Here is a 12,424-nt window from a genome sequence, read left to right on the forward strand (position 1 = left end):
TGCATTGTGTTAAGCAATGTAAAACCAGCATAGTTGGAAAAATTTTTTTGTCAGATATATCTCTAAAAGTGAGTAGATTTATGGAAAATTTAAAGAATAAACAAGACCGTATTTATCTAACAGGATTTATGGGGACAGGCAAAAGCACAGCAGGTGCATATTTAAGCCGTGTTACTTCCCGCAGAGTTATTGATACAGACAGCCTTATTGAAAAAGAAACAGGTATGAGTATCGCTGAAATTTTTAAATTACATGATGAAGCTTATTTTAGGAAGCTTGAACGAAGTGTATTAACAAGCACTTTTCAGTTACAGAATGTTATCATAGCAACAGGTGGCGGGCTGCCCTGCTATAAAGATAATATGAAGCTTATTAATGCAAACGGCATTTCTGTATGCCTTATGGCACGGCCTGATGTGATAATATCCAGATTATCATTTGAAAAAAATATCCGTCCACTGCTTATGGGAGAAGATAGAATAGATAAATTAAATTTACTTATGCAAAAAAGAGTGTATTATTATATATCAGCAGATATATTAGTAGATACATCAGATAAATCTATTGATGAAATAGTAAAATATATATGTGCAGAGGCAGGGATTAAAAAATGAAAAGCATTACAGTAAATATTTTAGAAAATAAAACAAATTACAATATATTTATAGGCAGTGATTTTATTGGGGATAAACTTGCCAAGTATGAAAAAGATGGTGCTTATTTTATTATAGACAGTAAAGTTGCATCTTTGTATAAAAATATCATTCCAAAAGAGCGTGTATTTTTATTTCAGGCAGCAGAGAAAAATAAAACATTTTTAAGTCTTGAAAAAATGCTTGATTTTTTAAGGCAGCATAATGCTTTAAGAGATTCTACACTTGTTTCAGTTGGCGGCGGCATAACTGGTGATGTGGCAGCTTTTGCAGCTTCAGTATATATGCGTGGTATTAAGCTTATTCAAGTCCCTACAACGCTTTTGGCAATGGTAGATTCCAGTGTTGGTGGCAAAACAGCAGTTAATTTTAAAGGAATAAAAAATAATATTGGCTCTTTTTATCAGCCAGGTATGGTGTTAATTGACAGCAATTTTTTAGACAGTTTAACTGATAAAGAATATTTAAACGGACTTGTAGAATCTATTAAAATAGCAGCCATTAGAGATAAAGAATTTTTTGAATATATTAATGCAAATAAAAGCAGTATCTTAAAACGCTCAAAAGCAATAATGGAATATATAATTGCTGAATCATGCAGGTTAAAAGCAGAGATAGTAGAGCAGGATGAAAAAGAGGCTGGCATTAGAAAACTGCTTAATTTTGGTCATACAGCAGCTCATGGTATAGAAAGTGATTCTAATTATAAAATTCATCATGGATTTGCAGTTGCATTAGGTATGATATATGAATCAAAATATGCTTTACAAAATGGCTATACTGATAAAGAAACATACGAAGCAGTATATGGTTTATTAAAATCACTTAAATATCCAACTCATTATGAGCCAAAAGATATAGATAAAATGCTTGAAGCTGTATCAAAAGATAAAAAAGCAGGCAAGAATGGTATAAGTGTGGCATTTTCTGGCAAAAATATGCAGGGGATTATTATAAATGATATAAAACCAAAAGAATTAATTGACTTATTTCTATAAATAAAAGTAATATATATAAACTGCTATATTAGTTTTAGATAAGGAAAAGATATAATTTCTGCATTTTTATAATCTAAAATCCTTATCTAAAACAATTCTAATATAAGTAAGGGGTGCAGCTGGTGGACGAAAGGACACATGCTCGCTATATGTCTGATATAGCTTATTTTCTTTCAAAAATGGAAGCAGAGCCTAATTCTGGTTATTTTATACCTATTGCATTAGCATATAATAAACTGGAAAAATATGACGAAACAATAGCAATGTGTAAAACAGCTGTTGAGCGTTTTCCATCAAACTGTGCTGCTAAAACTTTTCTTGCAGAAGCCTATGTTTATAAAGGTTTTTTTGACCAGGCACGAGACCTGCTTTTTGATGTTACAGCAGAAGATGACAATAACTACAAGGCTTTAAAACTGCTTGGTATTATCTGCAAAGAGAAAGGGGATAATACAGAAGCTCTTAAATATCTAACAGGTGCATTTATCCGCAGCCCAGAAGATGAAGAAGTCCGCAACATGATTGATGAGCTTGGGGGGACATTAAACCCTGTTGAAATATATGATGAGCGGATGAAACGACAGTCTCAAAATGCAGCAGACAGCGAAGAGGATGAAGAATTAAAAACATATCAGGAAATAGATAAACGAATTAGAAATGCAGAAATTATCATGGCAGATTTAGTGTCAGATACATCTATTAATGCTAGAAATTATGATGATGAAGAAGATGATTTTCACTCTGATAACCCTGATGACTATATGCCATTAATTACGCAGCATGAAGAAGAGGATGAAAGCCTTTCTGATAATCCTGATGATTTCCTGCCACAAATTACTACATCAGAAGAAAGTGAAGAATTAGAACCTGCTGAAACTTTATCAAATGAAGAAGAAAGTCAACGAGATGACTTATTATCAGCATTACAGGAAGAAGATGAGCTTTCTGAAACATCAGAAGAGAGTGCAGCAGATGATTTGCTTTCAGCTTTATCAAATGGTGATGAAAGCCAAGATGATGATTTATTATCAGCATTACAGGAAGAAGATAAGCTTTCTGAAACATCAGAAGATGGTGCAGCAGATGATTTGCTGTCAGCTTTATCAAATGATAACGAAAGCCAAGATGATGATTTACTATCAGCATTACAGAAAGAATACGAGCTTTCTGAAACATCAGAAGATGGTGCAGCAGATGATTTACTGTCAGCTTTATCAAATGATAACGAAAGCCAAAATGATGACTTACTATCAGCATTACAGGAAGAAGATAAGCTTTCTGAAACATCAGAAGATGGTGCAGCAGATGATTTGCTGTCAGCTTTATCAAATGATGATGAAAGCCAAGATGATGATTTATTATCAGCTTTGCAGGAAGACAATGAGCCTTATGAAATAAATGAAACAATATCAGAAACAGAAGCAGATACAGAAGAAGCAAAAGATAATGCAGAGTTTTTACCAGAAACAGCAGAAGAAAATACAGAAGAAACATTAGAAAATATAGAAGATAGTCAAGATATAATAGATATTCCAGAAGAAAATGCAGATATTAAAGATAATACAGATGAAAGCATGCCAGCAGATAATGAATATAATGAACTTCTTAATAAACAGGTGCCGTCATCTATTGAAAATATGACTTATAATGATATGATAGACGATGATTTTCAGTATGGCAGAATAGTTGATGAAAGCTATAAGGATAGTGATAATCCACCTATTGATTTAGGAGAATCTGCACCATTTACTCAAGGAGATATTATGGATGAAATATTAAGTGCAGTTGGTATGACTCACGATGATATGGCAGATGATGAAAGAATAGATATATCAGAAAAAGATAGAAAACTTATGCGGCTTGAAAACTTTTTAGAAAAAGTTCAGCATAATAAGGAAAGCAGATGAATATATTAGTGATTAATGGACCAAATATTAATATGCTTGGCAAGAGAGAGCCAGATAAATATGGACAAATAAGTTTTTATGAGCTTGAAGATTTAGTAAGAGAGCAGGCAGAAAAATATGATATGGATATAGATTTCTTTCAGTCAAATTCTGAAGGGGACATAGTGGACTGCATACAAAAATCAGCAGGATATGACGGCATTATACTTAATGCAGGAGCATATACCCATACAAGTATAGCTATAAGGGATGCTCTGCTTTCTATTAATGCAAAGTTTATAGAAGTGCATCTTTCAAATGTGTTTGCAAGAGAGCCTTTCCGTCATCATTCATATCTTTCAGATATTGCTCTTGGTGTAATAGCAGGTTTCAGGGAAGATTCTTATTTAATGGCAGTAGATTATTTTGCAAATGGAGTATGGCAATGATAACAAGAATTGCAGCAGTTCAAAGAGAATTACGCAGTCTTGATATACCTGCTGTTCTCATTACAAACTTAACTGATGTAAGATATTTAAGCGGTTTTACAGGCACTACTGCATATATGCTTGTAGATATAGAGAAAGCAGTATTTTTTACAGACAGCAGATACAGTATTCAGGCAGCAGAAGAAGTTTCTGAAAATATTATTGTAGAGATTGTCAGCGATTATTCAAGCATTTATAAAGAGAGATGTTCGTTTTTTAAAAAAATATTATTACAGCCATCATGCTCTATAAATATCAGTTCAAAAATAGCTGCTCAGGGAGTAGAAATATATCTTGATGAAAAAGATTTTATGCAGAAACTTCGTATGATAAAAGATAATTCTGAAATATCATTAATAAAAGAGCAGTATCATTTGGCAGGCACAGCATTTCTTCGTGCATTAAAATTATTTAAATATGGCACAAGTGAAAAATCATGGGCAGCAGCATTAGAGTATCATATGAAAATGCTTGGAGCTAAGGGAGAAAGTTTTGAAACTATTGTGGCTTCTGGTGTTCGCGGTGCAATGCCACACGGCACAGCTTCTGCTAAAAAAGTTAATGAAAATGAACCTGTTATTATAGATTTTGGAAGCCGTGATATATATACAAGTGATTATACAAGAATGATATATGCAGGAAATGATGAAGAAGTATTAAAGGTTATTGATATTGTCCGCTCAGCTTTGGAAAAGGCAGTAGACAGCATTGAAGAAGGCATAATGTGCAGTGATATTGATAATACTGCCCGTTCCTACATAGAAGAACAGGGATATGGTTCATATTTTAAACATTCATTAGGTCATGGCGTAGGGATAGATGTCCATGAACTTCCAGTATTAAAGCCAAAAAGTGATTTTTTAATTGAAGATAATATGATATTTACAGTAGAGCCGGGTATATATCTGCCAGAAAAATTTGGTGTCCGCTTAGAACAGACTGTTTTAATAAATAATGGCAAGCCTGAAATAATAAGCTCAATTCTTGATAGATATGTATATAATTTAATAGATTAAAATAATAAAACAGTTTTTTATGTTTGTTTTATTTTTCAGTCTAATAATATAAAAATTTTCTGTCATAATATTCCATATACTTTAATATTTCCTGTTTTCATATATGATGCTGAAAAATCTCTAAATAATAAAGATTTATAAGTATTTTTTGCAGTATATTATGTTTAATGCATAATATTTTTATTTAATAAACAAATTATTTCATAAAATAATTTATTTTTCTCTATAAAAAAACTCACTTTCTATTGCCTTAGTAAAATAAATATGCTAGATTAATAATGTTCAGTCTAGCAAACTGTTCTATAATCACAATTATCTAAGTAGTTTTTTACTGCTCATGGATATAATTTGGAGGGTTAGATGAAAGAGTATACTACTACTCAAAGGGTAGGACTATTTTTAGGACCTATTGTTTTTATTATTATGCTGCTTATCACTCCGCCAGAAGGTATGAATCCGTCTGCAATGAAAGTAGCGGCTATTACTACACTTATGGCTATATGGTGGATAACTGAGGCGGTGCCTATACCAGCAACTTCTTTACTTCCTATACTGCTTTATCCTTTATTGAATGTTATGGCTGCAAAAGATGTTACTGCACGCTATGCAGACCCAACAATATATCTTTTTATAGGTGGTTTTTTTGTTGCAGTTACTATGGAAAGGTGGAATCTTCACAGGCGTATAGCATTATATACTATTAAAATGGTTGGAACAAGTCCTGTTAAAATGACTCTTGGTTTTATGATAGCTACTGGTTTTATATCTATGTGGGTTTCTAATACTGCTACTGCTATGATGATGGTGCCTATTGGTTTAGCGGTTATTGCGCAGGTTACAGGTATTTCTTCTAAACAGCTTTTAGATGGCTCTGTTGGTATTAAAGAGCAGAATTTTGGCAAAGGTTTAATGCTTGCTATTGCTTATTCTGCTTCTATTGGCGGTGTTGCAACCATTATAGGAACTCCACCAAATACAATTATGGTAGGTATGCTTAATACTACTTATGGTCAAACTATTTCTTTTTCTCAATGGATGATGTTTGGCTTGCCGCTTGTTATTATAGTTATGGCAGGCACATGGCTGCTTCTTGTTAAAATTCTATTTCCAACAGGTGATTTAAAACTTGCAAAAGGAAAAGATGTTATAGAATATGAAATTAAAAAAATGGGTCCTATCAGTAAACAAGAACTTGTTGTTTTAATAGTATTTTTACTTGTGGGTTTTTTATGGGTATTTTCTCCAAAGCTGAAATCAATATTTCCTAGTTTAAAAAATGTAAATGATACTGTTATTGCTATGCTTGGCACAATCCTTCTTTTTACCATTCCTGCTGATTGGAAAAAAGGTATATTTATCCTTGACTGGAAAACAGCTGTCAAAATTCCATGGGACATAGTGCTCCTTTTTGGAGGTGGTTTTGCCGTTGCTGCAGGTTTCCAGAAAACAGGTTTGGCATCTTTTATAGCTAAACAGCTTGAAAGCCTGAATGGTATGCATATGCTGATTTTTATTGCTCTTGTTACTCTTTTAGTAGTATTTTTAACAGAGATTACATCAAATACTGCAACAGCTACTCTGCTTGTTCCTATTATGGGTGCTTCTGCTGTTGCTCTTGGTATACACCCTTATGCAACTATTGTTCCAGCCTGTGTTGCTGCATCATTTGCATTTATGCTGCCAGTTGCTACACCACCTAATGCGGTTGTCTTTGGAAGTGGAGCCATACGCATAAAAGATATGGCAAAAGCAGGATTGGGTTTAAATATATTTGGCACAATTGTTGTTGTTTTATTTGTTATGTATTTAATGCCAGTGCTTTGGGGTATAGACTTAAATGTAACACCTGAATGGGCTTTACAAGCTGCTGAGGCATCTGCAGGGGCAGCAAAATAATTATAATTTAAATGTGTTAATTATAATAAATATATCATTAAAGGCTGTGTATAAAAACACAGCCTTTTTTTATGTTCAAATGATAGTATTATGCAAAAAATAGAATGTATCATATATTGTAAAAAGAGATATTTAATGTATTATATCTAAAACGAGGTGGTATGTATGAAAAAAACTGTTTTATTTATAATATGTTTTATAATGATTTATATGGAGACTAATGCTATGCAGCCAACACTATCAGAAAAAGAAGAACGGATAGTAGAAATATCATCTTTTACATCTGCTGGAAATCAGGAACAGCTTGCAGTATCATTAAATAAAGCTCTTAATAATAAAATGACTATTAATGAGATTAATGAAATTTTAATCCAGAGTTATGCTTACTGCGGTTTTCCAAAAAGTTTAAATGCAATTACAACCTTTATTAATGTTATAAAAGAAAGAAAGTCTAAGGGTATCAAAGATATACAAGGGGAAATGCCAAAAGAGCTTACTTCAAAAGATGACAGAGATAAAATAGGCGAGAAAACAAGAGAAAAACTATCAGGCAGAAAAACTGTGGCAGAATGGCAGACATTTGCTCCGGGTATTGAGCAGTATTTAAAAGAGCATTTATTTGCAGATATTTTTGCAAGAGGAATACTTAATCATCAGGAAAGAGAGCTTGCAACAGTTTCATTTCTAGCAGTATCAGCTGGTGCAGAGCCGCAGCTTAAAGCTCATATTAATATGGCAAAAAATACTGGGTTAAGTGATGAAAAATTAAATTATGCTGTCCGTTATGCTCAATTTATAACAAGTTATAATATGGGAGTATTTAATCGTGGTGCAGAAAATACAGTTTATGCAAAATATTTTACAGGCAAAAGCTATCTTGAACCTTTAGCTAAAAGCTGGTATGGGGTATCTGCAAGTAATGTGGTATTTGAGCCGAGCTGCAGGAACAACTGGCATATTCACCATAAAGGCGGTCAGATTTTGCTTGTTACTGGTGGTAATGGCTGGTATCAGGAATGGAATAAGCCTGCAAGAAAATTAAAGGCTGGTGATGTTGTAGAGATACCTGCAGGTATAAAACACTGGCATGGGGCATCAAAAGACAGTTTTTTTGCTCATATTGCAATAGCTGTTCCACCAAAAATGGTATCAAAATTTGATGCAGCTCCTGTTAAAAATACTACTGAATGGCTTGAACCTGTAAGCGACAGTGAATATAGTAAATTGAAATAGGTGGAGTTATGGGAAAAAGAGTGCTTATAATATCCAGCAGCCCAAGAAAAAACGGCAATTCTGATACTTTGTGCCACAGCTTTGCAAAAGGTGCAAAAGAAAATGGCAGTGAAGTAACAGAGATTTTTATAAATGATAAAAAAATAAACTACTGTAAAGCATGTGGATACTGCGAAACACATAATGGCGCTTGTTCGCAAAAGGATGATATGGATGAAATAATAGATGAAGTTCTTAAAAGCGATGTAATAGTTTTTTCAAGCCCTGTATATTTTTATTCAATAAGCGGTCAATTAAAAACACTCATAGACAGGCTTGTAGCAGTTTATACTAAAATTACTGGTAAAGAAATATATTATTTATTAACTGCAGCAGAAAATGGAAAATCTACTTTTGACAGGGCTGATGCATGTCTTGATGGACTTTGCGACTGTTTATCAGATATAAAAATAAAAGGCATGATTTATGCTGGTGGAGTATGGAAAAAAGGGGAGATAAACTCTACTAGATATATTCAGCAGGCTTATGATATGGGAGCGGCTGTATGAAAAAGTTTTGCATTTTATTATATATCACATTTGTTTTTGTTTATTATGCAGGAGCGGAAGAAATGAAAAGTAATGATGTAATAGTTGAAATACTCATAGGCAGTGAAAAAGCAGAAGGCATCATATATGATAATAATGCAGGTAGAAGTTTTTTATCACTTCTGCCACTTACACTAAAAATGTCAGATTATAATAATACAGAGAAAATTGGTAAAATTTGAAAAAGAATTGATACAAATGGACTTCCATTATCTTATGACCCAAATGTTTCAGATATTGCATATTATGAACCTTTTGGTAACTTGTGCTTCTTTTACAGAGATTTTGGGCTTTCAAATTCTCTTTATTCTATTGGCAGGCTTACAAAAGGCATAGATATATTTGCAGACCAAAAGCAGGATTTTGAAATAACGATTAAAAGAAAATAAGTTATAGTAGAGAGTTAAAGCAAAATGGGTCATACTGAGAGTAATAAGGCGAAGTATCTACAAAACTGGATAGTTTTGAATATATTATGCACTGCTGTAAATATATATTTTTTAGATTTTTAGCCTTTAAAATCAGGCTCAAAATGATTTATATGATAAAATTTTTGGATAAGTCCACATCTTTATCTATTAATCCTAAACTTAAAAAGGGGAGCATAAGCTCCCCCCCCCCTGAAATTTTATATGAGAAATTTCTTATAAACCTGCCTGTTTTCTAACTTCTTCAGCAAAGTCTTCTTTTTTCTTTTCAATACCTTCGCCAAGCTGATATCTAGTAAAGCGAATAACTTTTTTATCGCCTAAAAGTTTAGCTATGCTTTCATCAGGATTTTTAACAAATTTTTGACTAATAAGGCATGATTCCTGTTTAAATTTATTTACCTGACCTTCAACTATTTTTTCAATAATATTGTCAGGTTTACCGCTTTCTTTTGCTTTTTGGATATAGATAGCTTTTTCATGCTCAATAACAGCAGGGTCTAAATCTTTATCACTTATGCAAAGTGGGTTAGCAGCACAGATATGCAGAGCAACATCTCTGATAACTTCTTTATCAGTATCACATACATTATCAAACTCAACTAATACGCCTATTTTACCACCTGCATGAATATATGCTTCTAATCTGCCAGCAGCATCATATTGAGCAAAACGGCGGATTTTTATATTTTCACCAATTTTTGCAACTTTTTCTGCAATAGTTTTTTCAACTGATAAGCCTTCATAGTCAAGAGCCATTAAAGCATCCATATCAGCTGGTTTTTTATCAGCAATAAGTTTGCATATATCATTAGAAAATTTTATAAAATCATCAGTTTTTGCAACAAAATCTGTTTCGCAGTTTATTTCAACGATAGCACCATTTTTTAAATCATCAGACATATAAGTTACAACTAAACCTTCAGCAGCAACTCTGCTTGATTTTTTAGCAGCATCAGCTAAACCTTTAGTGCGGAGAAAGTCAACAGCTTTTTCTAAATCGCCGCCTGTTTCTGCCAATGCTTTTTTGCAGTCCATCATACCTGCGCCAGTTTTTTCACGAAGTTCTTTTACAAGTGATGCAGTAATTTCAGCCATTATTTCACCTCATCTTCTGGTATATCATTAAGTTCAGCTTCAGCCATAGAAACTATTTCATTTTCTTCCACATCTTCTTCTTTAGATGCATCTCTAACTTCGCCAACAAGTTCATCTTCTCTAGATTGTCTGCCCTCATTAATAGCATCAGCAAGTCTGCCTGCAATAAGCTGGCATGCTCTGATAGCATCGTCGTTCCCGGGAATAGGGAAGTCAACCATTTCCGGGTCGCAGTTAGTGTCAACTATTGCAACTATTGGTATACCTAATTTATGAGCTTCTAAAACTGCATTCTGCTCCATATTAATATCAACTATAAACATAACATCAGGGATATTTTTCATATCCTTGATACCGCCTAAGTTTTTCTCTAATTTATCATATTCTTTTTTAAGAAGAGAAGCTTCTTTTTTAGTAAAGCGTTTGATAAAATCAGTAGCAAACATTTCTTCTAATTCTTTAAGTCTTGCAACTCTGCCTTTAATAGTATTAAAGTTAGTAAGAGTGCCGCCTAACCAGCGGTTATTAATATAGTATGCACCGCACTGCTCAGCAGCTGCTTTAATAGCATCTTGAGCTTGTTTTTTAGTGCCTACAAATAAGAAATTACAGCCTTGTTTAGCCATATCTCTTGTAAATTCAAATGCATTATTAAAGCATTGAACAGTTTTTTGAAGGTCAAGAATGTAGATACCATTTCTTGCACCAAACACATATTTTGACATTTTAGGGTTCCAGCGATTAGTTCTGTGACCAAAATGAACACCTGCTTCTAACAGGCTTTTCATAGAAATATACGACATATTAATCTCCTTTAGTTTTTTTCTTCCACTGATAAGATTAAGCACCTTATATTATTATATAAGGAACACGCCGAGCTCTTATTTTGCCAGTGTGATAAGTCGTAGGCTATATTTTTAATGAAATACCTTGAAATTGTCAAGTATTTTTTTGTAAAATCTAAAAACGATTGCAGCAATTTTAAATGTTATATTATGGGTCAGAGTTTGGCAATCTAGATACTTCGCTATTCAGGCTCTGTATAATATAATATATATATAATTACATACTTAAATATGGTATACTGCTATCTAAATTATTGACATCTTCATTTTTTATATTAATATGATACAATTAAATTTTGGAGTTTTTTATAATGATGCCATATCTTTTTAAAATAGGTAATTTTGAGCTGCGTATATACAGCCTTATGATAATTACAGGTCTTCTTATCTGCATATTTATGGCAGGCAGGAAGATGGTAAAAATGGGTTATAAAAAAGAATATCTTGAAAATATGATAATAGTAGTATTTATTGCAGCATTAATTGGTGCAAGGATATATTATGTTATTTTTCAGTGGGAATTTTATAAAGATACTCCGCTTGAAATATTTGCAGTATGGCATGGGGGGCTTGCAATTCATGGAGGTATTATAATGGGTTTTATTGCAGCCCTTATATATTCTCACTATTTGAAAATAAAAGTTATGTTTTTTGGTGACTTAATTGCACCATGGCTTATATTAGGGCAGGGGCTTGGAAGATTAGGCAACTTTGCAAACGGGGAAGCTCATGGGGTGCCTGTAATTACTCCACCAGAAATAATATTCAGATTAAAGCCAGTGTTTACAGATTTCTGGACATCTGTATTATATACATTTAATTTAAACAGCATGCCAGAAAATGTATCAAAATTAAATGAAATAGCTAAAAACGGGGCAGAAGTAACATTTCAAGGCAAAGTATATGAATTAAAAGAATATGTGCCGTGGGGTATCAGCTTTACAGATAAACATATGCCTGCAGCATACAGAGATTTTGGCACACTGGCAGTGCACCCTACATTTTTTTATGAAATGATTTTAAATTTTACAGCTGCTGCAATTATGTATTATTTTTGGCGTAACAGTAAAAATATTTCAACAGGTTTAATTTTTGGTATATACTTAATATCATATGGATTAATTCGTGGTTTTGTTACAATGTTTAGGGCTGATGATTTAATGCTTGGTTTTATCCGTGCCCCACATGCAGCAAGCCTTGCTTTTATATGTATTGGTATATTTTTAGTAGTTAGAGCAATGAAATTGAAGGATAATATTTAATAAAATGTAATGTCTAACATTATTTTTTTTGTAT

The 12,424-nt window shown here is 32.9% G+C and carries 11 protein-coding genes and 1 pseudogene; 10 read left to right on the forward strand and 2 right to left on the reverse strand.

From position 1 onward, the window contains the following. Window positions 1-80: 80 nt before the first annotated feature. The 9 genes and pseudogenes from N508_RS05835 to N508_RS05875 all read left to right on the forward strand — a co-directional run bounded on the left by N508_RS05835 (window position 81) and on the right by N508_RS05875 (window position 9,146). Window positions 81-614, forward strand: a complete 534-nt coding sequence (locus tag N508_RS05835; protein ID WP_023275466.1) for a shikimate kinase — start codon at window positions 81-83, stop codon at window positions 612-614. Next, window positions 611-1,651, forward strand: coding sequence for a 3-dehydroquinate synthase (aroB, locus tag N508_RS05840; protein WP_023275467.1), 1,041 nt, complete (start codon window positions 611-613; stop codon window positions 1,649-1,651). Before N508_RS05835 ends, aroB begins: the two co-directional genes overlap by 4 nt. A 122-nt stretch (window positions 1,652-1,773) precedes the next feature. Further along, window positions 1,774-3,558 carry a tetratricopeptide repeat protein gene (locus tag N508_RS05845; protein WP_076654029.1) on the forward strand — a complete coding sequence of 595 codons (1,785 nt, stop codon included), beginning with the start codon at window positions 1,774-1,776 and terminating at the stop codon, window positions 3,556-3,558. Next, window positions 3,555-3,986, forward strand: coding sequence for a type II 3-dehydroquinate dehydratase (gene aroQ, locus N508_RS05850; protein ID WP_023275470.1), 432 nt, complete (start codon window positions 3,555-3,557; stop codon window positions 3,984-3,986). The genes N508_RS05845 and aroQ overlap by 4 nt, the downstream gene beginning before the upstream one ends. After that, the gene (locus N508_RS05855; protein ID WP_023275471.1) at window positions 3,983-5,041 is read left to right on the forward strand and encodes a M24 family metallopeptidase; all 1,059 of its coding nucleotides are present in this window, start codon (window positions 3,983-3,985) and stop codon (window positions 5,039-5,041) included. Before aroQ ends, N508_RS05855 begins: the two co-directional genes overlap by 4 nt. A 360-nt stretch (window positions 5,042-5,401) precedes the next feature. Then, entirely contained in the window at window positions 5,402-6,937 is a 1,536-nt protein-coding gene (locus tag N508_RS05860; RefSeq protein WP_023275472.1) for an SLC13 family permease, read from the forward strand. A gap of 165 nt (window positions 6,938-7,102) precedes the next feature. Continuing rightward, window positions 7,103-8,170 carry a carboxymuconolactone decarboxylase family protein gene (locus tag N508_RS05865; protein WP_023275473.1) on the forward strand — a complete coding sequence of 356 codons (1,068 nt, stop codon included), beginning with the start codon at window positions 7,103-7,105 and terminating at the stop codon, window positions 8,168-8,170. An 8-nt stretch (window positions 8,171-8,178) separates the two neighbouring features. Continuing rightward, window positions 8,179-8,718: a flavodoxin family protein gene (locus N508_RS05870; RefSeq protein WP_023275474.1), complete on the forward strand. Its 540-nt coding sequence runs from the start codon at window positions 8,179-8,181 to the stop codon at window positions 8,716-8,718. Window positions 8,719-8,780: 62 nt separating this feature from the next. After that, window positions 8,781-9,146 (forward strand): annotated as a pseudogene (locus N508_RS05875) (cyclophilin-like fold protein). A 255-nt stretch (window positions 9,147-9,401) separates the two neighbouring features. Here N508_RS05875 and tsf read toward each other — a convergent pair. Beyond that, the gene (gene tsf / locus N508_RS05880) at window positions 9,402-10,283 is read right to left on the reverse strand and encodes a translation elongation factor Ts (RefSeq protein ID WP_023275476.1); all 882 of its coding nucleotides are present in this window, start codon (window positions 10,281-10,283) and stop codon (window positions 9,402-9,404) included. After that, the gene (gene rpsB, locus N508_RS05885) at window positions 10,283-11,086 is read right to left on the reverse strand and encodes a 30S ribosomal protein S2 (protein WP_023275477.1); all 804 of its coding nucleotides are present in this window, start codon (window positions 11,084-11,086) and stop codon (window positions 10,283-10,285) included. The genes tsf and rpsB overlap by 1 nt, the downstream gene beginning before the upstream one ends. A 353-nt stretch (window positions 11,087-11,439) precedes the next feature. Here rpsB and lgt point away from each other — a divergent pair, with 353 nt between their 5' ends. Next, entirely contained in the window at window positions 11,440-12,390 is a 951-nt protein-coding gene (lgt, locus tag N508_RS05890; RefSeq protein ID WP_023275478.1) for a prolipoprotein diacylglyceryl transferase, read from the forward strand. Window positions 12,391-12,424 lie beyond the last annotated feature (34 nt).

This window comes from Mucispirillum schaedleri ASF457 (genome assembly GCF_000487995.2).
GTDB classification, from domain to species: Bacteria; Chrysiogenota; Deferribacteres; order Deferribacterales; family Mucispirillaceae; genus Mucispirillum; species Mucispirillum schaedleri.

Coding starts and splice junctions, on each gene's coding strand:
- tsf (WP_023275476.1), bottom strand. CDS start 10,283: ATGGCTGAAATTACTGCATCACTTGTAAAAGAACTTCGTGAAAAAACT.
- rpsB (WP_023275477.1), bottom strand. CDS start 11,086: ATGTCGTATATTTCTATGAAAAGCCTGTTAGAAGCAGGTGTTCATTTT.
- N508_RS05870 (WP_023275474.1), top strand. CDS start 8,179: ATGGGAAAAAGAGTGCTTATAATATCCAGCAGCCCAAGAAAAAACGGC.
- aroQ (WP_023275470.1), top strand. CDS start 3,555: ATGAATATATTAGTGATTAATGGACCAAATATTAATATGCTTGGCAAG.
- N508_RS05835 (WP_023275466.1), top strand. CDS start 81: ATGGAAAATTTAAAGAATAAACAAGACCGTATTTATCTAACAGGATTT.
- N508_RS05865 (WP_023275473.1), top strand. CDS start 7,103: ATGAAAAAAACTGTTTTATTTATAATATGTTTTATAATGATTTATATG.
- lgt (WP_023275478.1), top strand. CDS start 11,440: ATGATGCCATATCTTTTTAAAATAGGTAATTTTGAGCTGCGTATATAC.
- N508_RS05860 (WP_023275472.1), top strand. CDS start 5,402: ATGAAAGAGTATACTACTACTCAAAGGGTAGGACTATTTTTAGGACCT.
- aroB (WP_023275467.1), top strand. CDS start 611: ATGAAAAGCATTACAGTAAATATTTTAGAAAATAAAACAAATTACAAT.
- N508_RS05855 (WP_023275471.1), top strand. CDS start 3,983: ATGATAACAAGAATTGCAGCAGTTCAAAGAGAATTACGCAGTCTTGAT.